This window comes from Saccharothrix mutabilis subsp. mutabilis, assembly GCF_039521145.1.
GTDB classification, from domain to species: Bacteria; Actinomycetota; Actinomycetes; order Mycobacteriales; family Pseudonocardiaceae; genus Actinosynnema; species Actinosynnema mutabilis.
Genome location: NZ_BAAABU010000019.1, coordinates 42,629 through 64,897, shown reverse-complemented (window position 1 = coordinate 64,897; position 22,269 = coordinate 42,629). Strand labels below are relative to the sequence as shown.

Genomic DNA, 22,269 nt, shown 5'->3' with positions numbered 1-22,269 from the left:
GCCGGGGCACTGCCTGGTGCACCGTCGCACCTCCTGCTCGTGGGCCTGCGTCACCCATGAGTTGCGCAGCTCACCCGTTCGGTTTACACACATGCCGAAATTCGTGTCGCGTATGTTGTCGGCCCGTGCGCCGTGCGACCCCGGAGGATCGGCCGTGACCGGACTCGACGTGCCCGCGCTGCTCGGCTTCGCGGCCGTGCTCGTGCTGGCCTCGGCGCTGGCCGTGACCGCCCGCTGGTTCCGCCGCGCCGACGTGCTGCCCACGCCGACCGAGTGGGCGCTGGCCGGCCGCCGGTTCGGCACGGTCACGACGTGGTTCCTGATGGGCGGCACGATCTACACCGCTTACACGTTCCTGGCCGTGCCCGGCGTGGTTTACGCGCAGGGAGCCATCGGTTTCTTCGCCCTTCCGTACACGGTCATCGTCTACCCGCTGGCGTTCTGGCTGCTGCCCAGGCTGTGGCGGGAGGCGCGCGACGTGGGCGCGGTGACGATCGCCGACGTGGTGCGCGTGCGCTACGACTCCCCCGGGCTCGCGCTGGCCGTCGCGCTGACCGGCATCCTGGTCACGATGCCGTACGTCGCGCTGCAACTGCTCGGCATCCGGACCGTGCTGGTCGTGCTCGGCGTCTACCCGGCGGGCGTGGTCGGCGACCTGCTGCTGGCGCTGGTGTTCGCCGTGCTGGCGGTGGCGACCTACCGCAACGGGCTGCGCGCCGCGGCCGTGATCGCGTTCTTCAAGGGCGTGCTCGTGTTCGCGGCGATCGTGGTGGTCGTGGTGCTGCTGGGCGACCCGGCCGACGTGTTCGGCGAGGCCGAGCGACGGGCCGGCGGTCCGCAGGACGTCGTGGCGGGCGTGGACGGCGGGGTCGTCACCACCCACCTCGGCCCGGGGCTGTCCAGCGCGTACGTGAGCCTGGCGGTCGGGTCCGCGCTGGCGCTGCTGGTGTACCCGCACGTGCTGACCGCCGCGTTCGCCGCGCGCGGTGAGGGGGTGCTGCGGCGCAACTCGATGGCGTTGCTCGGGTGGACCGCGGTGCTCGGCCTGTTCGCGCTGCTCGGCGTGGCCGCGCACGGGATGGGCATCGTGGCCGGGGAAGGCCGGGCGGAGTTGGCGGTGCCGATGCTGGTCGAACGGCTGATGCCGGGGTGGGCGGCCGGGTTGGTGTTCGGCGCGCTGGCCATCGGGGCGCTGGTGCCGGCGTCGGTCATGTCGGTGGCGGCGGCCATGCTGTTCACCCGCAACGTCTACGTCGAGTACGTCAACCCCAACACCACCCCGAAGGCGCAGAACGGGATCGCCCGGGTGGTGTCGCTGCTGGTCAAGTTCGGGGCGCTGAGCTTCGCCGTGCTGCTGCCCGCCCAGGACACGATCAACCTGCAACTGCTGGGCGGGGTGTGGGTCCTGCAAACTTTCGCCGCCGTCGCGCTCGGCCCGGTGGGGCGGCTGTTGACCGCGCCCGGCCTGCTCGCGGGCTGGGCGGTGGGGATGCTGTCGGGCACGCTGCTGGTGACCACCGGCGGCTTCTCGGCCGTGGTGGTGATCGGTGGCTTGCAGGTGTACGCGGCGCTGGTCGCGCTGGCCGCCAACCTCGTCGTCGCCGTCGCGGTGAGCGCCCTGGTCGACCGGGCCCGGCGCAGTGGCTGACCCGCGCGAGCCCGACACCGTCGAGACCCTGGCGGCGCGCGACGCCGACCGGGAGGCCGCGCTGTCGGAGGTGTTCCACCGCCACCACCTGGAACTGGTGCGGCTGGCGACGCTGCTGGGCGCGGAGTCCGAGGCCGAGGACGTGGTCGCGGACGCGTTCTGCGAGCTGCACCGCAACTGGCGCAAGCTCCGATCGACGCAATCGGCGCTACCCTACTTGCGAGCGGTCATCGTGAACCTGGTCCGCATGCGGGTGCGCCACCTCCAGGTGGTGCGCAAGCACGTGGAGTGGGTGCGCGAGGACGTCGACTCGGCCGAGGCGCAGGCCCTGGTCCGGGACGACCAGCGGGCCCTGCTCGACGCGCTGCGCGAGCTGCCCGCCCGCCAGCGCGAAGCGCTGGTGCTGCGCTACTGGCTGGGGCTGAAGGAGGCGGAGATCGCCGAGGCGATGGGCATCAGCGCCGGCGCGGTGAAGGCCCACACCGCGCGGGGCATGGCGAAGCTGGGCGCGCTGCTGGAGGCCGACGGTGGGCACTGACGGCGAACAGAGGCTGGCGGACGCGCTGCGCTGCGCGGCCGACGAGGTCACCACCTCCCCCGACGCCTACCGCGAGGTCCGCGCCCGCTGGCGCCGCAAGGAGCGCCGCCGCCGCCTGGTCGTCGCCGTGCTGGCCTCCGCCGTGGTGGTGACGGCCAACGGCATCGCCCTGTGGGCCCTCAGCGACGCCTCCCCCACCCAACACGTCATCTTCGAGGACCCCGCCCGACGCTGACCCCGGGCCCACGCGCCCGCCCCGGCCGCGACTAGTCGAGGCGCAGCACCGTCTCCTCGATCTCGGCGTCGCGGGCGTTGGCGTAGGAGACCTCGGTGCCGACGGTGGTGAAGCCCGCCTTCCGCAGGACCCTCAGCGATCCGGCGTTGTCGCTGGCGGCGCGGGCGTACAACGGCCGGACCGACACCGTGTCGAGGAAGAGCGCAAGAGCCTCGCTGGCGATGCCCTTCCCCCACGCGGAGCGGTCGATCCAGAAGGTGACCTCGGTGTCGCCTTCCATCACGAAGCAGCCGATGCTGCCGACCAGCCGGCCCTCGTGGGTCACCGCGCGCGTGGTGATGTCCGGGGATGTCCGCAACTTCACCATGTGGCGGTCGAACGCCTCGCGGTCGTCGGGGTCCTTGGCCGTGAAGGCGGCCATCCGCACCGCCTCGGGATCACGCATCTGCTCGAACAGCACGTCGAGGTCCGCGTCCTCGATCGGTCGCAGCGCCACGTCGGTCATCGGCCTACCCCTTTGATCATTTCCGGTTGGGCGCCGAACGTATCAGCGGGGTACGACAAAATCGCAAGTTCCGGTCTGACCTGCATCGCCCATGGTCATCGCGGTCTGCGGCATTTTCGCAGGCCGGCCCGGCGGGATCGCGCACCCGATCGCGTGCGGTACGTGAACCGGGAGACGTAGCGGCCGGGACCGGCACCTCTCGGCGGACCCCGCCGGGCTACTGGGACGCCGTGGGGTACCAGGCGGGTGGTGTCCGCCAGGTGGGAGCGGTCGGCCGTTGCCCGTCCGCGGCCAGGTACTCGTGTGCCGCCTGACGCACGACGTCCAGCGGGATTTCGGAGTCCGCCGGGTACTCCGTGTCCGAGTTCATGTAGTAGTACAGGACTCGTTCCTCCGGACCGGTGTCCGTGTCGGTCGTGGCTTTGCTGAACCACAGGCCGTCCGGTGATGTGTAGACGAGTGCGCCCCGACCGGTGTTGCCGTGCACGCCTACGTCGAGCGTCTTTCGGCGCATGGTCGTGTCCACGGGCCGGGCCGGTTTCAGGTGCACGATGATCCGGCCGTCCCATGCGGCCACGGCGTCCAACACGGCGTCCAGCTCGGCCGGGGTGCGGACGGCCACGGCGTCGTCCTGCTCCTCGTCGTACCAAGCCTCTAGGTCCACCACGGTTGGGCTCCTCCTGTGTAGCGGGTGCGGGTTCGGGTGCCGCCGGCGGTTTGTCCGTGCACGGTCAACGTGGACCCTTCCGGGAGAAGGATCGGCACAAGGGTGTCACAGGAATCGTCGCGCCCACGACACGGCCGGTGGTTGATGATCAGTGTCGCGTGTTTGATTCCGTTCGCCACCATGTACGCGGCCAACTTCTATTCCACGTCTCCGGATCGACCGGAGCCTTCCGGAAGTCCCATCCGCGCCAGTTGGCTTTGCACCAGTGCGGAACGCTGGTCGAACCCGCTTTGAATCGGTTCGGCGGTGCCGTCGGGGCCGATCCACCGGCCCACGGTTTTCTGTCCGCTGTTGGGCACCACGGGCGGGGGTAGTTCGCGGCGTAGTTCCTCGACCCGTTCCGGCGGGATCACGGGCGGTCCGCTCGGTTCGGCCTGGTGGGCCGGGAATGGCGAGGCTGGCTGGTGCTTGGCTGACTGTTGTGAAGGCTGTGCGGGCCGCTGAGGGGCCGGGCCCTGTTCCGGGGTGCCCTCACCCGTCAGCGTGGACAAGTACCGCTCGGCCGTTCCTCGGCCCCGGTTGAGGATGCCGAACAGGCCTCTCATACCGTCTCGCGCGTTGATCAACATGGCCAGGATGTGCTCAACGTCCGATGACAGATCGGATCGTGCGCCCCTGAGCGTCACCGCTAGTTCGTCGTGCGCTTCCTCCGCCAGGTCATCCGCTTGTGCCAGGGAGTCCCGAGCCTCGCTCGCCTTGTCGATGGCTGCGGACACCTGCCGCGCCACGTCGTCCACCGACGCCACACCGCCCCCTCCCCTTGGGGTCAGCGTGGCACAGGGGTACGACAGTCACTGGCACAAGCCCGCGCCATCCGGCCCCGGATGTTGGTCCGATACCGCGCTTGGTGTCGGCCCGGCCCGCGTGCGCGAAGCCACGTACCGTTCCGCGATTTCCCCGAACGTCGGCCCCAAGTTACCTGGTCACCGGCTTGCCCTCACAGATGTACGACATTCCGGGCCCCATCCCGGGGGAACGCCCGGCGGTAGTCGCTCGGTGAGACGCCGATCTGCTTGACGAAGTGGTGGCGCAGGTTGTTCGCCGTGCCCAGGCCGCTCAGCTCCGCCACCTTCTCCACCGACAGGTCGGTGGACTCCAGCAGGGTCTGCGCCCGCCCCAGGCGCTGGTTGAGCAGCCATTGCAGGGGCGTGGTGCCGGTGGTCTCGTGCAGCCGCCGGTAGAACGTGCGCGGGCTGACGGCCGCGCGGCGGGCCAGGTCCCCGATGGTCAGCGGCCGGTCCAGGTTGGCCCGCGCCCAGTCCAGCACGGGCGCCAACCCGCGTTCGTCGCTCGCCGGCACCGACAGGTCGATGAACTGCGCCTGGCCGCCCGGGCGGTGGGCCGGCACGACCATGCGGCGCGCCAGCTGGTTGGCCACGTGCGGACCCAGGTCGCGGCGGACCAGGTGCAGGCACAGGTCCAGGCCCGCGGTCATGCCCGCGCTGGTGAGCACGTCGCCGTCGTCCACGTACAGCACCGAGTCGTCCACGTCCACCTTCGGGTACCGCTCGGCCAGCGCGGCGGTGTGCATCCAGTGCGCGGTCGCGCGGCGGCCGTCGAGCAACCCCGCCTCGGCGAGGGCGAACGCGCCGGTGCACAGCGACACCATCCGCGCGCCCGCGTCGTGCGCCCGGCGCAACGCGGTGACCAGCGCCTCCGGCACCGGAGCCGCCGCGTCGACGCACAGCTCCGGCACCGACGCCACGATGACGGTGTCCGCGCCGACCAGGTCGTCCAGGCCGTACGGGGTGCGCAGCCCGAAGCCGGGCCCCGCGCCGCCGGAGCGCTCACCGGTCCCGCACAGCCGCAGCTCGTACCAGGGGTCGGCCAGGTCGGGCTGGGGCTTGCCGAAGACCGTGGCGGGGATGCTCAGCTCGTACAGGTCCCACGAGACGAGGTCGATCTCGTCGGGCACGACCAGGGCGACGGTTCCCACGCTCATGCCGCCGATCCTATGGCAGGAATTTGGTGATGGCCGTCATCAGTGCCACTGGCCGGGGCGGGCCCGCGTTGCGAGGGTGGAGGCAGTTGATCACCCCCGCCTCGACGCGGGACTCATCCGGGAGAGACCGACATGACCTCTGTTCCCCCGTCCGTGACCGTCCTCGGGACCGGGGCGATGGGCACGGCGCTCGCGGGCGCCCTGCTCGACCGCGGTCACCGCACGACGGTGTGGAACCGCACCGCCGCCAAGGCGCAGCCGCTGGTCGAGCGGGGCGCGCTGCTCGCGCCGACACCGGGCGCGGCGATCGCGGCGAGCCCTCTCGTCATCGCCTGCGTCCTGGACTACGACGCCCTCTACAGCGCGCTGGACGGGTCCACGGACCTGTTGGCGGGCAGGGCGTTCGTCAACCTCACCTCCGGCAGCGCCGAGCAGGCGCGCGCGGCCCGGGACCGGTTCGACGGCCACGGCGCGGACTACCTCGACGGCGCGATCATGACCACACCACCGGGTGTCGGCAGCCGCGAGGTGATGGTCCTCTACAGCGGCCCGCGCACCGCGTTCGACGCCCACCACGCCGCGCTGGAGGCTCTGGGTGACCCCGTGCACCTCGGCGAGGACCCCGGTCTGGCGGCCCTCTACGACTCCGCGCTGCTCGGCCTGATGTGGTCGACCATGACCGGATGGCTGCACGGCACCGCGCTCGTCGGCGCGGAGGGGACGCCGGCGACGGCGTTCACGCCGGTGGCGATCCGGTGGCTGGCCACCGTGAACAGCTTCCTCACCCGGTACGCGTCCCAGGTGGACGCCGGCCGCTACCCGGGCGACGACGCCACCATCGACGTGCAGATCGCCGCCATCGGGCACCTGCTGCACGCGGCGGCCGAACGCGGCCTGGACAACGCGCTGCCCGAACTGCTCAAGTCCACGATGGAACGCGCGCGGGCCGCCGGGCACGGCTCGTCCAGCTTCGCGGGCGTCATCGAGGTCCTGCGCGCGGAGGTGGCCGCGTGAACGCCCCGGTGAGCGTGATCGGGCTCGGCAACCTGGGCCGCGCGGCGGCCCGGGTGCTCCTGCGCGGCGGTCACCCGACGACCGTGTGGAACCGGTCCGCGGACAAGGCGGCGGACCTGGTCTCCGCCGGTGCGACGCCCGCGCCCACGGCGGCCGACGCGTTCGCCGCGAGCCCGTTGGTGGTCGTCGCCCTGCTGGACCCCTCGGTCGTGCGCGACGTGCTGGCGGACGTGGGCGACGCGGCACGGGGCCGCGCGGTGGTCAACCTGACCTCGGGCGGACCCGAGGACGCGCGGGCGCACGCCGACTGGGCGGCCGAGCACGGCGCGGACTACCTCCACGGCGCCGTCTACGCCGTCCCGCAGACGCTCGGCACAGAGGACTCTTCGGTGAGCTACAGCGGTTCCGCGCGCGTCCACGAGGACTGGCGCGCCGTGCTGGACCTGCTGGGCAAGGGCAGCTTCCTGGGCGCGGACGCCGGGCGGGCGTCGGCGTTCGACGTGGCCGTCCTCGCGGGGATGTACGGGATGCTGGGCGGGTTCCTGCACGCGGCGGCGATGGGCAGGGCCGCCGGGATCGACGCGGCCGAGCTGACGCCCGCGCTGGTGTCGTGGCTGACCGGCCTGTTCCCGGCGCTGCACGGGTTCGCCGGCGAGATCGACCGCGGCGACTACACGACCGAGGAGTCCGGGCTGGACATGAACCGGGCCGGTCTGGCCACGATCCTGCGCGCCGGCGAGTCGCTGGGCGTCGCGGCGCCCACGCTGCGACCGTTGAAGGACCTGGTCGACCGGCAGGTCGCCGAAGGCCACGGCGCCGCGAGCCTCGCCCGCGTGGTCGAGTCGTTCGGCGGTGGCGCATGACCGGAGTCGTCCCGAGACCGCGCAGCCGGATCCGGCGCGGTGACCCGGAGCGCGGTTCCGGGCCGGGAGCCGGGTGCGACGCGGCGGCCTCGGCCCGCTCGACGGCTCCGGGTGGGCGCTAACGACCGGTGCGCGGTAGCACCTTGCCGAGGACCTCCCGGATGTGGCCGGGGTCGGCGTCGTGGTCGTCGAGGAGGATGGCGGTGCACAGGCCGTCGGCCATGGCGACGAACGCCTCGATCGCGCCGGGGTCGTCGGTCAGCGTTCGGGCGAGGTCGGCGACGTTGTCCCGCCAGCGTCGGGCGATGGGTCTCAGGGCGGGTCGGCGGGCCGCGAGGGTCGACAGCTCCCGTTCGGCCAGGGCCCGTTCGCGACCGGGCCCGGAGGATTCGGCGATGAGGTCGGCGAGGCCGGCGAGCGGGTCGTCAGCGGTGTCGACGAGCCGGCGGATCCGGTCGGTGTAGGCGTCCGTGACGCTGGTCAGGGCGGCTACCAGCAGGTCGTCCAGGGTGGCGAAGTAGTAGAGGGTCAGGCTGGTGGTGATCCCGGCCTCCTTGGCGACGGTGCGGTGGGTGACACCGGTCGCACCGTCGCGGCGGACGATCGTCAGCGTCGCCTCGATGATCTGGGCCCGGCGGCGCCGCCCGCGCGGAGTCCGCTCGTCGACCTCGCCCTGCCCGCTCGCCATCGCTTCACCTGTCATCGCCGCTGCCGGACGTGGAGATTATCGGCTCCGCGTCGCGTTCGCCGTCGCCGAGGGGACGGAGGTGCCGCAGCAGCACGAAGCAGGCCAGCGCGGCGACCGCGATCGCGACACCCGCGGCGAGTGCGGCGGTGTTGAGGCCGCTGGTGAACACCGCTCGGGCGTGGTCGAGAGCGCCGGGTGGGAGCCGGTCCGCGAGGGACGAGGCGCCGGAAAGGCTGTCGCCGTAGGTCTCCGCGGCCGACGCCGACAGCTCGGCGGGCGCCTTGACGCCGTTGCGGTAGAGCGCGGTGGTGAGGCTTCCCAGCAGCGCGACGCCGGCGGCGATGCCCAGTTCCTGCACGGTTTCCGACAGCGCGGCGGCCGATCCCGACTTCTCCGGTGGCGCCGCGCCCACGACGATGTCGGTGCCCAGGGCGGCGATGACCCCGAGTCCGAGGTAGACCAGGGCGAACCCGGCGACGACGGCGTGCTTGCCGTCGGCGCCGGCGACCGCCAGCAGGGCGTACCCGGCCAGCGACAGCGCCAGGGTGGCCGCCATGACCACGCCCGGTGCGACGCGACGGGCCACCAGAGGTGCGCCGACCGCTCCGACGAGCATGGCCAGCGCGGGCGGGCCCATCCACAGCCCGGCCGTCGTCGGCGACAGGCCCGCGACGAGTTGGAGGTACTGGGTGACCAGGAACATCACCCCGCCGAAGCCGACCAGGCCGACCAGCAACACCGACAGCGCCGCGGAGAAGCCCTTGCCGCGGAACAGCTTCATGTCGAGCAGCGGCTCCGCGAGGCTCAGCTGACGACGGACGAACGCGACGGCGGCGCCACCACCGATCAGGACCGCGACCACGGCCTGGACGCCGACACCGTCAGCGGCGGCGTGCTTGACCGCGTAGACGATCGGCAGCATCGCGGCCAGGGACAGCCCGACGCTGAGCACGTCGAGCCGACCGGCGCGCGTGCGGTGCTCCGGCAGCAGCGCCGGCGCGCCCGCCAGCACGAGCGCCGCGACGGGGACCGCGAGCAGGAAGACCGCGCCCCACCAGAAGCGCGCCACCAGCACGCCGCCCACGACCGGCCCGGCGGCCATCCCCAGGGCGAACATCGTGGCCCACACCCCGATGGCCAACGCACGTTGCCGGGCATCGGGGAACATGGTGCTGATCAGCGACAACGTCGAGGGCATCAGCGTCGCTCCCGCCACGCCGAGCAGCGCCCGCGCCGCGATCAGCCACAGGGCGTCGGGCGCGAACGCCGCGAAGACCGACGCCGCGGCGAACGCCGCCGCCCCGATCACCAGCAACCGGCGCCGTCCGATCCGGTCACCCAGGGTCCCCATGGTGATCAGGAACCCCGCGATGAAGAACCCGTAGGCGTCCATGATCCACAGCGTCTCGGTGGCGGTCGGCGCCAGGTCCGCGGACAGCCGCGGGACGACCAGGTAGAGCGCCGTCACGTCCAAGCCCAACAGCATCGTCGGCAATGCCAGCAGGGCAAGACCGCCCCATTCGCGCCATCCCGCCGCTCCTCGTGCCATCGTCCCGCCCCCAGATCGAAATTGAACGAACGTACAAGTTGTACTAGCGTTCAAATCCGCGCGTCAAGGCCGGGTGCGCCACCACCTCCTCCCGGAACCCGACCTTCAATCTGCCTGAAGCCTGGGTTAAGCTTCAGGCAGATTGAAGGTTGTGGACCGAGACAGGCAGGTGTGATGGACCTCGAACTCCCGACGACCGACATCGCCCGGGCCGCCCTCCGCTTCGCGCGGGCAGCGGAGACACCGGCGATCTTCAACCACAGCGTCCGCACGTACCTGTACGGGCGCTTCCTGGGCGAGCGCGACGGCCTGCGCCCCGACGCCGACTACGACGACGAACTGCTGTTCCTCGGCTGCGTCCTGCACGACATCGGCCTGAGCGAGCAGGGCGACGGCGACCAGACCTTCGAGGTCGACGGCGCGGACCTCGCCGCGGGCTTCCTCGCCGACCAGGGACTGGCGGCCGACCGGGTCGAGGTCGTGTGGGACGCCATCGCCCTGCACCTCAGCTTCGGCGTCGCGACCCGGAAACGCCCGGAGATCGCCCTGGTCACCCTCGGCGCGGGCTACGACTTCACCCCCGACGCGGCCCACCCCCTGCCCGAGGGCTGCGCCGACCGCGTCCACGCCACCTACCCGCGGCTGGGCGGCACGGCCGCGCTCGCGGAGGCGGTCGTGGCGCAGGCGCTGGCCAAGCCGCACAAGGCCCCGCCGTTCAGCCTGCCCGGCGAGCTGGTGCGGCAGACCACCGGGCGGCCGTGGCCGACGTGGCGCGAACTCGCCCAGCGCGAACCCAGCTGGCACGACTACCAGGACTGACCGGTCGGGTGTCCCCGCCGCCCGGACAGCGGCGGGGACACCGCGAAGTCGGCGACGACGACCACGCTCACGGGCGGTGTTGGCCGCGGGTCCAGGAGTCCAGGGCGATCAGGGTCTTGGTGCCGGTCACCTGGTGGTGGCGGCGGATCTCGTCGATCGTGCGCTGCAAGTGGGCCATGTCGCGCACGCGCAGCCAGACCAGGGCGTCCGGGTCGCCCGCGATGGTGAACACCGCCTGCGCCTCCCGCATCCGGGTGGTCGTGTTGAGGATCTCGGCGACCTTCGTCGTGCCGGCGAAGCGCAGCTCGGTGAACGCCTCGATCCCCCACCCCAGCTTGGCGTGGTCGATCTGCACGGTGAACCCGGTGATCACACCGATCTGCTGGAGCCGGTCGATGCGCCGCTTCACCGCCGCCGTGGACAGGGTGACCCGGGTGGCGATGTCGGACAGCGTGCGGCGGGCGTCCTCGCGCAACAGGGCGAGGATCTCGTGGTCGATGTCGTCCACCAGCTCTTCCGGCATCCGCCCAGCGTAAGCCCCCGCGCAACGGAATCGCCGGTTTGCGCCAGAATGCTCCTGTTCTTTGCGTCGCAGCGGCCAGTTCGGGGCCCGTTGTTGCATCGCGGGAGCGTTGCGTGTGGTGTGACCCGCACCGCAGGGCGATTCGAGTGGAGAGGTTGGCGGCGTGGAGGCGTTCACGTTGGAGGACCGGTACCTCCGGGAGGACGGCATCGTCCACCTGACCGGGGTGCAGGCGCTGGTGCGGGTCCTGTTCGACCGGGTCCGGCACGACCGGAACTCCGGACTGGACACCGCCGTGTTCGTCTCCGGCTACGAGGGGTCGCCACTGGCCGGCTACGACCTGGAGCTGGCGCGGCGCTCGACGCTGCTGGACAAGCACAACGTCGTCCACCGGCCCGGCCTCAACGAGGAACTCGGCGCCACCGCCGTCATGGGCAGCCAGCTGACCGCGACGCTGCCCGGCCGGCGCTACGACGGCGTCACCGGCGTCTGGTACGGCAAGGCCCCCGGCCTCGACCGCGCGACCGACGCGCTGCGGCACGCGAACATGGCCGGCACCGACCCCCGCGGCGGCGCGGTCGCGTTCGTGGGCGACGACCCCAACGCCAAGTCCTCCACCGTGCCGTGCGCCTCGGAGCTGGCGCTGGCCGACCTGGCGATGCCGATCTTCTTCCCCGCCGACTCGCACGACGTGCTCGACCACGGGCTGCACGCGGTGGAGCTGTCCCGCGCGGCCGGTCTGTGGTCGTCGATCAAGGTCGTCGCGAACGTCGCCGACGCGTCCAGCACCGCGCGCGTGCGCCGCGAGTGGACCGCGCCCGCGATGCCGGACCACGCCTACCGCCACCGGCCCACCTCACGCCTGCTCGGCAAGGAACTCGCCGCGCTGGAACGCGGCCTGTACGAGGTGCGGCTGCCGCTGGCGCTGGAGTACGTGCGCGCGTCGGGCGTGAACCGGATCGTGCGCGGAGGTCCGGGCGACCGGATCGGGATCGTCACCGCCGGCAAGTCGCACCTGGACGTGATGCAGGCGCTGGACCGGCTCGGGCTGGACGAAGCCGCGTTGGCGCTGCACGGCATCCGGCTGCTCAAGCTCGGCGTCATCCACCCCGTCGAGCCCGGGATCGTGCGCGAGTTCGCCGACGGGCTGCGGCAGATCGTCGTCGTGGAGGAGAAGCGGTCGTTCGTCGAGACCGCCGTCAAGGAACTGCTGTACGGGCGGGCCGACGCGCCCGCGGTGCACGGCAAGACCGGGCCGGACGGGCGCACGCTGTTCACCGAGATCGGCGAGCACGACCCGGACACGATCGCCGCCGGCCTGGCCAAGGTGCTCGCGCCGCTGGAGATCCCCTCGGTGCGGGCGTGGCGGAGCCGGGGCCGGCGGGAACGCATCGCGGTGCCGCTGCTGGCGCGCACCCCGTACTTCTGCTCCGGCTGCCCGCACAACTCCTCCACCAAGGTCCCCGAGGGCACGATCGTGGGCGGCGGCATCGGCTGCCACACCATGAGCCTGTTCATGGAGCCCGAACAGGTCGGGTCCGTGGTCGGCGTGACCCAGATGGGCGGCGAGGGCACGCAGTGGATCGGCATCGCGCCGTTCGTGGAGTCGCGGCACTTCACCCAGAACATCGGTGACGGCACGTTCACCCACTCCGGCAGCCTCGCGGTGCGCGCGGCGGTCGCGGCCGGGGTGAACGTGACCTACAAGCTGCTGCACAACTCCGCGGTCGCGATGACCGGCGGCCAGGACGCCGTCGGCGGGCTGCCGGTGGAGAAGATCGCCGCGTTGCTGCTGCTCGAAGGCGTGCGGAAGGTCATCGTGACCAGCGACGCGCCCCGCGCGCTGCGCAAGCGGTCCTTCCCGGCCGGCGTCGAGGTGCTCGACCGGTCCGAGCTGCTGCGGGCGCAGGAGGAGCTGGCCGCGATCCCCGGCGTCACGGTCCTGATCCACGACCAGGAGTGCGCGGCGGAGAAGCGGCGCAAGCGGCGGCGCGGCAAGCAGGAGGCGCCGGCGACCCGGGTCGTGATCAACGAGCGGGTGTGCGAGGGCTGCGGCGACTGCGGCGTGAAGTCCAACTGCCTGTCGGTGCAGCCGGTCGCCACCGAGTTCGGGCGCAAGACCGCGATCCACCAGTCGTCGTGCAACGTCGACTACTCGTGCCTGGACGGCGACTGCCCGTCCTTCCTCACCGTCGTGCCGGGTGGCGCGAAGCCGCGCCGGGAGGCCGTCGAGCTGGCGTTCGACGACTCGCCCGAGCCGGAGTTCACGGGCACGGACTTCACCGTGCGGATCACCGGCATCGGCGGCACCGGCGTGGTCACGGTCGGGCAGATCCTGGCCACGGCGGCGGTGCTGGACGGGCGGCACGTGCGCACGCTCGACCAGACCGGGCTGGCGCAGAAGGGCGGCGCGGTCGTGTCCGACCTGAAGGTCACCGCCGCGCCCGCCGACCGCGCGCCCAAGCTGGCCGCCGGCGAGTGCGACCTCTACCTGGCCTGCGACCCCCTGGTCGGCGCGGACCCGACGAACCTCGCCGTCGCCGACGCGACGCGCACCACCGCCGTGGTGTCCTCCACCGAGGTCCCCACCGGGCGGATGGTGATCGACACGTCCGTGGCGTTCCCCGCACCCGGCCAGGTCCGGTCGGCGCTGGAGGCCGCGATGGCGCGGACGGTCGTGCTCGACGCGCGGGCCGTCGCCGAGGAACTGTTCGGGGACGGGCAGTTCGCGAACATCCTCCAGCTCGGCGTCGCCTACCAGACCGGCGCGCTGCCGCTGCCCGCGTCGGCGGTGGAACGGGCGATCGAGCTGAACGGCGTCGCGGTGGCGCGCAACATCCAGGCGTTCCGCCACGGCCGTCGCCTGGCCTCGCAGCCCTTCGAGGCACCCGCCCCGGCCCCCGCCGCGCCGCCGTCGTTCCCGGCCATCCGGGCGCTGGTGCAGGCGTCGCCGGACTCCGAGCTGGGCCGCCTGCTCGACATCCGGATCCCGGAGCTGGTGGCGTACCAGGACGAGCGCTACGCACGCGAGTACGCCGAGTTCGTCGAACAGGTCCGCGTGCTGGAGGGCGGTCCGACCACCGTGACCGAGGAGGTCGCGCGCAACCTCCACAAGCTGATGGCCTACAAGGACGAGTACGAGGTGGCCCGGCTGTCCCTCGACCCGACCGTCGCCGCTGGGGTCAAGGCGGAGTTCGGCGACGCGGCGAAGGTGGCCTTCCGCCTGCACCCGCCGGTGCTCAAGGCGTTGGGGCTGAAGCGGAAGATCGCCCTGGGCCCGTGGTTCCGGCCGGTGCTGCGGGGGCTGTACGGGATGCGACGGCTGCGCGGGACGGCGCTGGACGTGTTCGGCTACGCCGGCGTGCGGCGGGTCGAGCGGCAACTGATCGCGGAGTACCGGACCGCCGTGGTGAAGGCGTTGACGACGCCGGACGCGGACCGGTCGGCGGTGGCCGAGCTGGCGGCGCTGCCCGACGTGGTGCGCGGGTACGAGGACGTGAAGCTGGCCAACGTCCGCCGCTACCGCGAGCGGCAGGCGGCCATCCTGGCCCGCCTGTCGGAGGCACCCGCGACGTCCGCTTCCTGAGCCTTGCCCCGGGAGCGGGCCTGACGGCAGGTCCGCTCCCGGGCGCGCGTTCCACCCCGCCCGCGCTTGCCCCGGGCGTGCCCGTCACCCACACTCCCGGTATGGGGGAATGGAAAGTGGTGGTGCCGCGCGGTGGACGGGCGGGGGCCAGGACGTCCGCGATCGTCCACGGCAGCGCCCTGGTCATCCTGCTGGCCTTGGCGTGGGCGGGTTACCGCACGTGGGCAACGGTGTTGATCTGCGTGTTCCTCGTCGTGTCAACGCCCCTGTCGTGGCGGATCGCCCGGACCGGGATCTACGTGGGCCCGCACGGCGTGAAGATCTACCACCCGTTCAAGCGTCCGGTTGTCGTGCCGTGGAAGGACATCGCGCGGTTCGAGGCGCAGCCGGTGCACGCCCCGCACCTGCCCGTCGTGGGTGCGACCATCAACCTGGTCGGCACCCGGACCCACCCGACGCCCGTCAAACTGGGCCGCAACTGGCGCTTCGACGCCGGCGTCCATCGCCTGGGTTACGACATCGTCCTGACCGACGACGAGTTCCGCGAAGCCCTCACCAGCCTCAACCGCGCCATCCGCCCACACGTGACACCTCCCTCCGATGCGAGCACGGAGCAGTGACCGAAGGACGGGGGTGAAGTCGAGGAGTACACGACTCACGGCCGGTTTTGGCCCGAGTCCGCCTCCTGGCACCGCCGCCACCGCGCGCTGGTGGCTTCCGGCTTCGGGATGGACGAACGCGGCCCGTGAGGCAGGTCACCTGGGCGAACACGCCAATGGCCGATGCCCGACCGCCGGCGGCGACAGTGCTTTTTCCGTTCCGGCCCGCACTTCCGCATGTCCGTCAACCACGTCCGCCGGGTGATGCCGCACGACTTCTGGAAGTGAACAGCAAGGCCGGGCGGAGCCGCCGCGGCACCGCGATCACGCCACCTCCTCGTCCGAAAGCACACCGGCCGGAGCGGAACCGGGTCCACGTCGGCCGGAATCGGTGATATTTCGGGTGATGCGTCCCGGCGGCACCACCCGGGTGGCCCGCGACCGATCGCGTAACCGTTATCCGGCGGTCGTCGTTCGTGGTAAGCCGGTCACTGGCGGTTCGAGTCGATCGGTGGGGAGACCCATGATCGGGGATGTCCTTCCCGGCGCGGTGTCCGGCTGCATCCGTGCTCATGCGGCGCAACGGCCATGACCGAGCACGGGCCCCGTTCGGCGGACGAGCGCAGGGCGTGGTTGTGGGGCCGGATCAGGCAGGTCGCCGTGCGGGCCGGCACGACGGTCTCCGTTCGGCACGTCTGCACGGTCGCCGCCGCCACGTTGAACGCGTACAGCGCGACGTTCTACGAAACCGCTGCCGACGGTGACGGTGGCGTGCCCGTGGCCGTCACCGATCCGGTCGCGGACCTGCTCAGCGAAGCCGAGGTAACCACCGGCGAGGGTCCGGCGGCCGAGGCCGTGCTGGGTGAGAGCCCCGCGCTGGTGGCGGACCTGGGCACCGCGGACAGCCTGGCCAGGTGGCCGGTGTTCACCCCGATCGCCCTGTCGCACGGGGTGCACGCGATCTGGGCGTTCCCGGTCTCCCTGGGCGCGATCGTCCTCGGGTGCCTGGAGGTCTACCACGCCGAGGCGGTCGAGGTGGACCTCGCGCGCCTGGCCGACGGGCTGCTGCTGACCGACGCCCTGGCGGTCGTGCTGCTGAGCGGCCTGGCGGCCGTCCCCGGCGCGGACCCGTTCGCCGACGCGGTGCAAGCCCGGTGGGCCACCGTCCAACAGGCCACCGGAGTGGTGTCGGCACAACTGGAAGTCGACCTGACAACGGCTTTCGTGCGGTTGCGGGCAAGCGCCTTCTGCGCGGACCGGCGGCTCGCCGACCTCGCGGCGGACGTGGTGGCCGGCCGGGTGCGGTTCACCCCGGAACCGGGCGCCGGGCGCGGCCCGGGTCCCGGAACGCGGTGGAGGTGAGTCACGGCGGGTGACGGCGCTTCACCAAGACGGCCGCGAAGGCGGCCTCCTAACCGTACGGCCCTAGCCGATGTCGTGCGCCCGAACCTAGCGTCGGTCGACACAAGGCGCACGAACGCGATCGAGTGTGCTCGGAAGGCGGCACGCGTGGCGACCGGGCTGAACCCCGAGAGCACAGCGCGAACGGCGACCCCGGCCGGGCCGGCCGGCGTCCCGTCCCGCCGCGAGGACCGAGCCGTGAGCAACGAACCACCAGCAGGCACAGGAGGTACCCGCCATGGCGTCGCGACCGGATTCGACGACGACTCGACTGGCCCTGACCATCGCGACCCGGGGACACGCGCTCGACGCCGCCTACCTGCTCACCGACGCGTGCGCCCGGCTCGCGGGCGTCAACGCCGCCGGCGTGATGGTGTCGGCCGGCGCCGACGTGGTCGCCGCGACCGATCCGGGGCTGTTCGACGCGTTCCAGGCCGTCGAAGCCGGTCGCGACCTCGTTGCCCCGGCGGAACAGGACGTCACCGGGCCGGCGACGGCGTTCCGAGAGCTGTCGACGCGCGCCGACCGGTGGCCCCGGTTGGCCCGGTTCGCCGACACCCACGGCGTCAGCACCGCCTACACCGTTCCGCTGCGCGCCTTCGACGTCCTCGCCGGCACCCTGGTGCTGCTGTGCCGCCGAGAGCCCGAGCCGACCGCCGACGACCTCGACACCGCGCACGGCTGGGCCGCCATCGCCGCGGCGGGGGTGCTCGCCGACGCCGCCGCCGACGCCCTGCCCGACACGGCCCCGCACCTCACGCGCCACCGCGTGTTCCAGGACCAGATCGTCGTCTGGCAGGCGACCGGCGCGCTGGCCGCCCGGCGTGGCGAGGGCACCCGCGCGGCGCTGGCCGCGCTGCGCGAGCACGCCGAGGACAGCGGCCGGCCGCTGGCGCACAGCGCGCGGCAGGCGCTGGCCTGGACCTCCGAGACCCGCGACGCCTTCACCGGACAGGGCCGCGACACCCGCGTGCTGCTGGTCGAAGCCGACCCGTTCACCGGCCGCTGCCTGGCGGGGCTGTTGAGCGAGGAGGGCTACGAGGCCAGCACGACCACGACCGTGCAGGCGGCCCGGGCGCAGCGGGCGAACCCGCCGCCCGTGGCGGTCGTCGACCAGCTCCTGCCCGGCGCGGCCGACTTCGGGCGCGACCTGGCCGCGAGCGGCACGCTGGTGGTCGCGCTGTCCGCCGCGCGGTCGGGGCAGGCCCCGCCCGGAGCCGCCGCCCTGCTGCGCCGGCCGATCCCGCCCGCGCACGTCGTGGCCGCCGTCCGCGACCTGTACCCGGTCGCACGCGAGCGGGTGCCGACATGACCCGCCGCATGCCCACCGGGTCCGCCGGGCTGGACGCGATCCTGGGCGGCGGCCTGGTCACCCCGTCGATCACGCTCCTGGCCGGGGTGCCCGGCACCGGCAAGACCGTCCTCGCCCAACAGGTGGCGTTCGCCAACGGCCACCCCGACGCGCCCGTGGTCTACCTGAGCACCCTCACCGAGCCACTGACCAAGATCACGCAGTTCGTGCAGGGCCTGGCCTTCTGCGACCCGGACCGGATCGGCGCCGAGGTCGTGTTCGAGGACATCGGCGACCTGGTCGTCACCGGGGGCTTGCGCAAGGGACTGGAACGCATCACCGACATCCTCACCCACACACCGGGCGCGGTGCTGGTCGTCGACAGCATCAAGGCGCTGCGGTTCGCCGCGCGCAACGCCACCGAGTACGTCCGCTTCCTCTACGAGCTCGCCGGCCGGCTCAGCGCCCTGTCCACCAGCTCGCTGTGGCTCGCCGAGTACGACCTGGCCGAACTGACCGCCTCACCGGAGTACGCGATCGGCGACAGCACCGTCGTCCTGTCCACCCACACCACGGGCCAACGCACCAACCGCGCCCTGCAGGTGCTCAAGCACCGGGGCAGCGGGAGCCTGTCGGGTTGGCACGCCTACCGCATCACCGAACGGGGACTCGACGTCTTCCCCCGGCTCAGCGACGTCGGCAGGATGACCGAGTGGCAGGGCGACACGACCCGGGTCAGTTCGGGCATCCCCGCGCTGGACACGATGCTCAACGACGGCTACTGGCCCGGATCGAGCACGATGGTGGCGGGCCCGCCGGGATCGGGCAAGACCGTGCTGGGCCTGTACTTCGTGTACCGGGGCGCGGAGCTGGGCGAGAAGTGCACCTTCACCACGCTGGAGGAGAACCAGGTCCAACTCGGCCGTGCCGTGCGCAGCCTGGGCTGGGACCCGCAGGACGACAACATCGTGCTGCGCTGCGAATCCCCCAACGACATCTACATCGACCAGTGGTACTACGAACTGGTCGACTCCCTGAAGGCCACCGGTTGCCGGCGGCTGGTCATCGACAGCCTCACCGCCCTCGCCACGGCCTGCGACGACGACCCGCAACGGTTCAGCGAGTTCATCCGCTCCCTGCTCAGCCGCTGCGCGCAGGCGGGGATCAGCACCATGCTCACCCTCGACGTGCCCGACCTCTACAGCCGCCACCGACTGCCCCAACTGGGCATCGCCCACCTGTCCGACAACTTGATCCTGCTGCACTACGTCCGCGACGGGACGAGGATGGACCGGGCCATGACCGTGCTCAAGTCCCGGGCGAACAAGAACCAACCCGACTCCCGCAGGTTCGTGATCACCCCGAAGGGGATCGTGATCGACGACCCGGTGACCGGACCCTGACCGCTCGGGCCCGGAACCCGCGGGTGTCCGGGTTTCCTTGCCCTACAACGATTTGGCGTGGTCGGTCCACGGCGCGCCGATGCCCCGGAACAGGCGGTGTCGGCGAAGCGGACGCGGGCCGCGTCGGAACACCGGCCGCCGCTGGGCCGCGCGCACGTCCTCCCCGCCCTCCCCGCCCCACACCCGCATCGGGCCCAGCGTCGTAGGCCTTGTGCACGGCAGCGGTCACCGGCTGCCGGTCGTCCCGCAGCCGGTGCACCACCCGAGTGGCTCGCGGCCGATCGCCGTACCCGTGGTTGGCGGTGGTCGTCGGTGGGAAGCCGGGATTCTTCGGCGGTTCGAGTCGATCGGTGGAGACCCGTGAGCGGGAATGCCCTTCGCGTCGCGATGTCCGGTCACGGCGGCGTGTGCGTGCTGAAGCTGTCCGGCGAAATCCGTCCACGCGACCACCTGCTCGTGCGCGACGCGCTGCTGCGGGCCGTGCTGATGTTGCCGCTCGCGGTCGTGGTGTGCTTCGGCTGGTCGCCCGAGCGGGTGGTCGTCGCGGTGGACGACGACCGGCCCGTGCCGTGCCGGCCCGCGGACCTGCGGCGCGCCGTCGCGCCCGGCCCGGTGGTGCGGTGCGGGTGGTCCGGCACCTTCTCGGGCGGCACCGTCATCTGGGCGGTGTTGGCGGTGGGACACGACCCGGTCGGCGCACGGTCGCGGCACGACACGGTGGGGACACCATGACCCAAGACGAGTGGCGTTCCGCCGACGAGCGCAGGACATGGCTGTGGGGCCGGATCCGGGACCTCGCCGGGCAAGGCGGCACAACCGTCTCCGTGCGGCACGTGTGCGCGGTCGCCGCCACCACGCTGGACGCGTGCGGCGTCGTCTTCTACGAGACCGCACCCGACGGCGACGGCGCCGTGCCGGTAGCCGTCACCGATCCGGTCGCGGACGTGCTCAGCGAAGCCGAGGTCACCACGGGCGAGGGCCCGGCGATCGAGGCCGTGCTCGACGAGTGCCCAGCGCTGGTCGCCGACCTGGACACCAAGGTCAACCTCGCGCGGTGGCCGGTGTTCGCGCCGATCGCCCTGGCGCACGGGGTGTGCGCGGTCTCGGCGTTCCCGGTGTGCCTGGGCGCGATCGTGGTCGGCTGCCTGGAGGTCTACCACGCCGAGCCGGTCGAGGTGGACCGCGAGCGGCTGGCCGACGGGCTGCTGCTGGCCGACGCGGTGGTGGTCGTGCTGTTGAGCGGCCTGCCCGCCGCCACCGGCGTGGACCCGTTCGCCGACGCGGTGGAAGCCCGGTGGGCGACCGTCCAACAGGCCGCCGGAGTGGTGTCGGCACAACTGGACGTGGACCTGACGACCGCCTTCGTGCGGTTGCGGGCCCACGCGTACTGCACGGACCGACGGCTGACCGACGTCGCGGCGGACGTGGTGACGGGCCGGGAGAGGTTCTCGCCGGAGCCGGGCGCGGGACCCGGCTGGGGCCCCTGGCCGGAGGAACGGAGATGAGCGGGGTGCTGGAGCGACGAGTGGCGCACAGCCTGGTCGGACTCGCCGGGGTCCTCGCGACCGGGACGGACGAGATCGAGTTCCTGCAGGAGATCAGCGAGCACTGCGCGCGGACGCTGGGAGCGGGCGCCGCGGGCGTGCTGCTGGCCGACCCGCGCGGTTCGCTGGCGGTGGCGTCGGTGTCCGAGCAGTGCCTGGAGTTGCACGTGCTGCTGGCCGACCGGGACGGGCCCGCGTTGGAGTGCTTCCACGGCGGCGAACCGGTGTCGTGGGACCGCCTCGACCGGGCGCCGTCGCGCTTCACCGCGCTGGCCGACCGGTCCGGGTACGCCTCGGCGTGGGCCGCGCCGATCAGGGCGCACGCGCAGCCCGTCGGCGTGGTCGCCGTGTTCCACCGGCGCCGGCCGCCCGACCCGGAACACGGGCGGCTGACCCAGGCGTTCGCCGACATGGCGGGCCTGTGCATCCCGCACACCGCGACCCGCCCGCGGGCGGAGGTCCTCCGTGAGCGGCTGCGCGCGCTGGTGGAGAACCACATCGTGGTCGAACAGGCCAAGGGTGTGCTGGCCGCGCTGCGCGGCGGTGACGTGGACGAGGCGTTCACGGCACTGCGCGCGTGGGCCCGCCACCACCGGACGCGGGTGCTGGACGTGGCACGCGCGGTGCTGGACAGAACCCCGGAGGTCGCGGACCTGACCCGCCGCCCGGGCTGACCGGCCCCGGCCCCGGCCCCGACCTGCTACTCGGTTCGCGCCGAAGTCGAGGACATGCCCTCCTCGACCCGGGTCGCGACGTGGAGCAGCTTGCCGTTCTCGGCGCGGGCCCGGGAGCGCAGGCGTTCGAACGCCTCGTCCACCGGGCCGCCGGGATCCTGAACGGCGCAAGCTTCGGCAGGGCTCGGAAAGCCGAGCGGAACGCGCACCGACGCCTGAACGATCGACCGCTCGCCGCGATCGGCGGCGCGGGTGCCGTACGCGACTCCTGGGCCCCTCGCACGGCGGCCGACTCCCCACCGTCCTGCCCTCGCCGATCCGCGCCGTTGGGCCGTTCGGGTTGACCTCGGTGCCGGGGCCAGTTCCGGGAGGCCGCCGCCGATGCCAGTTCTCACACCGCAGCGACCGCTGGCGCTCGCGCAAGCGGAGCGCACGGTCCCGGACGCGCCCGAGTGGTGGTTCGAGCCCAAGTACGACGGGTGGCGCGGCTGCCTGCATCGCGCGAGGCGTGCTGCACTCCCGGTCGGGCACCACCCTGTCCCGCCGCTTCCCCGAGATCCTCAACGCCGCGAGCCGGCGACTCGGCGACCTCGTCCTGGACGGCGAACTGGTCGCGCTGCTCGGCGGGCGCCTGGACTTCGCGGCCCGCCGCCACCTACCTCCCCGTCCACCCCAAGGTCGTCGTCGAGGTCGAAGCCGACCCCAACGTGGAATTCGGCC

22 protein-coding genes are annotated in these 22,269 nt (G+C 72.6%); 14 read left to right on the top strand and 8 right to left on the bottom strand.

Features of this window, described 5'->3' with window-relative positions; translation table 11 throughout:
• The first annotated feature begins 154 nt into the window (after positions 1 to 154).
• From ABD126_RS29610 to ABD126_RS29600, 3 genes are read left to right on the top strand one after another with little or no spacing between them, the layout of a single operon-like run.
• Entirely contained in the window at positions 155 to 1,648 is a 1,494-nt protein-coding gene (locus tag ABD126_RS29610) for a sodium:solute symporter family protein (protein ID WP_343937270.1), read from the top strand.
• Positions 1,641 to 2,186 carry an RNA polymerase sigma factor gene (locus tag ABD126_RS29605; protein ID WP_343937269.1) on the top strand — a complete coding sequence of 182 codons (546 nt, stop codon included), beginning with the start codon at positions 1,641 to 1,643 and terminating at the stop codon, positions 2,184 to 2,186. Before ABD126_RS29610 ends, ABD126_RS29605 begins: the two co-directional genes overlap by 8 nt.
• Positions 2,176 to 2,421 carry a hypothetical protein gene (locus tag ABD126_RS29600; RefSeq protein ID WP_343937268.1) on the top strand — a complete coding sequence of 82 codons (246 nt, stop codon included), beginning with the start codon at positions 2,176 to 2,178 and terminating at the stop codon, positions 2,419 to 2,421. The genes ABD126_RS29605 and ABD126_RS29600 overlap by 11 nt, the downstream gene beginning before the upstream one ends.
• Positions 2,422 to 2,452: 31 nt before the next feature.
• Here ABD126_RS29600 and ABD126_RS29595 read toward each other — a convergent pair whose 3' ends face one another.
• From ABD126_RS29595 to ABD126_RS29580, 5 genes are all read right to left on the bottom strand, one after another.
• On the bottom strand, positions 2,453 to 2,926 hold the full coding sequence (locus tag ABD126_RS29595; RefSeq protein WP_343937267.1) for a GNAT family N-acetyltransferase: 474 nt from the start codon (positions 2,924 to 2,926) through the stop codon (positions 2,453 to 2,455).
• Positions 2,927 to 3,143: 217 nt separating this feature from the next.
• Positions 3,144 to 3,593 carry an Imm1 family immunity protein gene (locus tag ABD126_RS29590; protein ID WP_343937266.1) on the bottom strand — a complete coding sequence of 150 codons (450 nt, stop codon included), beginning with the start codon at positions 3,591 to 3,593 and terminating at the stop codon, positions 3,144 to 3,146.
• Complete coding sequence (locus tag ABD126_RS38860; protein WP_425542899.1) at positions 3,581 to 3,787, bottom strand: DddA-like double-stranded DNA deaminase toxin; 207 nt, start codon at positions 3,785 to 3,787, stop codon at positions 3,581 to 3,583. Before ABD126_RS38860 ends, ABD126_RS29590 begins: the two co-directional genes overlap by 13 nt.
• A 3-nt stretch (positions 3,788 to 3,790) precedes the next feature.
• Positions 3,791 to 4,390 (bottom strand): hypothetical protein, encoded by a 600-nt coding sequence (locus ABD126_RS29585; RefSeq protein ID WP_343937265.1) that lies wholly within the window; start codon positions 4,388 to 4,390, stop codon positions 3,791 to 3,793.
• A 200-nt stretch (positions 4,391 to 4,590) separates the two neighbouring features.
• The gene (locus ABD126_RS29580; RefSeq protein ID WP_425542901.1) at positions 4,591 to 5,589 is read right to left on the bottom strand and encodes a GlxA family transcriptional regulator; all 999 of its coding nucleotides are present in this window, start codon (positions 5,587 to 5,589) and stop codon (positions 4,591 to 4,593) included.
• A 138-nt stretch (positions 5,590 to 5,727) separates the two neighbouring features.
• On the opposite strand from ABD126_RS29580, the gene ABD126_RS29575 reads away from it, so the two are divergent.
• The gene (locus tag ABD126_RS29575; RefSeq protein WP_343937263.1) at positions 5,728 to 6,609 is read left to right on the top strand and encodes an NAD(P)-dependent oxidoreductase; all 882 of its coding nucleotides are present in this window, start codon (positions 5,728 to 5,730) and stop codon (positions 6,607 to 6,609) included.
• Positions 6,606 to 7,472 (top strand): NAD(P)-dependent oxidoreductase, encoded by an 867-nt coding sequence (locus ABD126_RS29570; RefSeq protein WP_343937262.1) that lies wholly within the window; start codon positions 6,606 to 6,608, stop codon positions 7,470 to 7,472. The genes ABD126_RS29575 and ABD126_RS29570 overlap by 4 nt, the downstream gene beginning before the upstream one ends.
• A gap of 118 nt (positions 7,473 to 7,590) precedes the next feature.
• On the opposite strand, the gene ABD126_RS29565 is transcribed toward ABD126_RS29570, so the two are convergent.
• The gene (locus ABD126_RS29565) at positions 7,591 to 8,160 is read right to left on the bottom strand and encodes a TetR/AcrR family transcriptional regulator (protein ID WP_343937261.1); all 570 of its coding nucleotides are present in this window, start codon (positions 8,158 to 8,160) and stop codon (positions 7,591 to 7,593) included.
• A gap of 4 nt (positions 8,161 to 8,164) precedes the next feature.
• Positions 8,165 to 9,646: an MFS transporter gene (locus tag ABD126_RS29560; RefSeq protein WP_343937260.1), complete on the bottom strand. Its 1,482-nt coding sequence runs from the start codon at positions 9,644 to 9,646 to the stop codon at positions 8,165 to 8,167.
• Between the two features lie 237 nt (positions 9,647 to 9,883).
• Between ABD126_RS29560 and ABD126_RS29555 the strand changes: the two genes are divergently transcribed.
• Positions 9,884 to 10,528: an HD domain-containing protein gene (locus tag ABD126_RS29555; protein WP_343937259.1), complete on the top strand. Its 645-nt coding sequence runs from the start codon at positions 9,884 to 9,886 to the stop codon at positions 10,526 to 10,528.
• Between the two features lie 67 nt (positions 10,529 to 10,595).
• Here the strand turns inward: ABD126_RS29555 and ABD126_RS29550 are convergent, their stop codons facing one another.
• On the bottom strand, positions 10,596 to 11,051 hold the full coding sequence (locus ABD126_RS29550) for an Lrp/AsnC family transcriptional regulator (RefSeq protein ID WP_343937258.1): 456 nt from the start codon (positions 11,049 to 11,051) through the stop codon (positions 10,596 to 10,598).
• Between the two features lie 163 nt (positions 11,052 to 11,214).
• Between ABD126_RS29550 and ABD126_RS29545 the strand changes: the two genes are divergently transcribed.
• The 8 genes from ABD126_RS29545 to ABD126_RS29510 all read left to right on the top strand — a co-directional run bounded on the left by ABD126_RS29545 (position 11,215) and on the right by ABD126_RS29510 (position 21,549).
• Entirely contained in the window at positions 11,215 to 14,637 is a 3,423-nt protein-coding gene (locus ABD126_RS29545) for an indolepyruvate ferredoxin oxidoreductase family protein (protein WP_343937257.1), read from the top strand.
• 101 nt (positions 14,638 to 14,738) lie between these two features.
• Complete coding sequence (locus ABD126_RS29540; RefSeq protein ID WP_343937256.1) at positions 14,739 to 15,257, top strand: hypothetical protein; 519 nt, start codon at positions 14,739 to 14,741, stop codon at positions 15,255 to 15,257.
• Positions 15,258 to 15,824: 567 nt separating this feature from the next.
• A complete protein-coding gene (locus ABD126_RS29535) occupies positions 15,825 to 16,598 on the top strand; it encodes a GAF and ANTAR domain-containing protein (RefSeq protein ID WP_343937255.1) in 774 nt (257 codons plus the stop codon).
• A gap of 277 nt (positions 16,599 to 16,875) precedes the next feature.
• The gene (locus ABD126_RS29530) at positions 16,876 to 17,949 is read left to right on the top strand and encodes a DNA-binding transcriptional response regulator (RefSeq protein WP_343937254.1); all 1,074 of its coding nucleotides are present in this window, start codon (positions 16,876 to 16,878) and stop codon (positions 17,947 to 17,949) included.
• Positions 17,946 to 19,331 carry a DUF7125 family protein gene (locus ABD126_RS29525; RefSeq protein ID WP_343937253.1) on the top strand — a complete coding sequence of 462 codons (1,386 nt, stop codon included), beginning with the start codon at positions 17,946 to 17,948 and terminating at the stop codon, positions 19,329 to 19,331. Before ABD126_RS29530 ends, ABD126_RS29525 begins: the two co-directional genes overlap by 4 nt.
• A gap of 360 nt (positions 19,332 to 19,691) precedes the next feature.
• Complete coding sequence (locus ABD126_RS29520; protein ID WP_343937252.1) at positions 19,692 to 20,063, top strand: hypothetical protein; 372 nt, start codon at positions 19,692 to 19,694, stop codon at positions 20,061 to 20,063.
• Positions 20,060 to 20,836 (top strand): GAF and ANTAR domain-containing protein, encoded by a 777-nt coding sequence (locus ABD126_RS29515; RefSeq protein ID WP_343937251.1) that lies wholly within the window; start codon positions 20,060 to 20,062, stop codon positions 20,834 to 20,836. Before ABD126_RS29520 ends, ABD126_RS29515 begins: the two co-directional genes overlap by 4 nt.
• Positions 20,833 to 21,549 (top strand): GAF and ANTAR domain-containing protein, encoded by a 717-nt coding sequence (locus ABD126_RS29510; protein ID WP_343937250.1) that lies wholly within the window; start codon positions 20,833 to 20,835, stop codon positions 21,547 to 21,549. Before ABD126_RS29515 ends, ABD126_RS29510 begins: the two co-directional genes overlap by 4 nt.
• Positions 21,550 to 22,269 lie beyond the last annotated feature (720 nt).

Coding starts and splice junctions, on each gene's coding strand:
- ABD126_RS29555 (WP_343937259.1), top strand. CDS start 9,884: ATGGACCTCGAACTCCCGACGACCGACATCGCCCGGGCCGCCCTCCGC.
- ABD126_RS29565 (WP_343937261.1), bottom strand. CDS start 8,160: ATGGCGAGCGGGCAGGGCGAGGTCGACGAGCGGACTCCGCGCGGGCGG.
- ABD126_RS29550 (WP_343937258.1), bottom strand. CDS start 11,051: ATGCCGGAAGAGCTGGTGGACGACATCGACCACGAGATCCTCGCCCTG.
- ABD126_RS29595 (WP_343937267.1), bottom strand. CDS start 2,926: ATGACCGACGTGGCGCTGCGACCGATCGAGGACGCGGACCTCGACGTG.
- ABD126_RS29540 (WP_343937256.1), top strand. CDS start 14,739: ATGGGGGAATGGAAAGTGGTGGTGCCGCGCGGTGGACGGGCGGGGGCC.
- ABD126_RS29575 (WP_343937263.1), top strand. CDS start 5,728: ATGACCTCTGTTCCCCCGTCCGTGACCGTCCTCGGGACCGGGGCGATG.
- ABD126_RS29515 (WP_343937251.1), top strand. CDS start 20,060: ATGACCCAAGACGAGTGGCGTTCCGCCGACGAGCGCAGGACATGGCTG.
- ABD126_RS29560 (WP_343937260.1), bottom strand. CDS start 9,646: ATGCTGTTGGGCTTGGACGTGACGGCGCTCTACCTGGTCGTCCCGCGG.
- ABD126_RS29525 (WP_343937253.1), top strand. CDS start 17,946: ATGACCCGCCGCATGCCCACCGGGTCCGCCGGGCTGGACGCGATCCTG.
- ABD126_RS29530 (WP_343937254.1), top strand. CDS start 16,876: ATGGCGTCGCGACCGGATTCGACGACGACTCGACTGGCCCTGACCATC.
- ABD126_RS29510 (WP_343937250.1), top strand. CDS start 20,833: ATGAGCGGGGTGCTGGAGCGACGAGTGGCGCACAGCCTGGTCGGACTC.
- ABD126_RS29535 (WP_343937255.1), top strand. CDS start 15,825: ATGACCGAGCACGGGCCCCGTTCGGCGGACGAGCGCAGGGCGTGGTTG.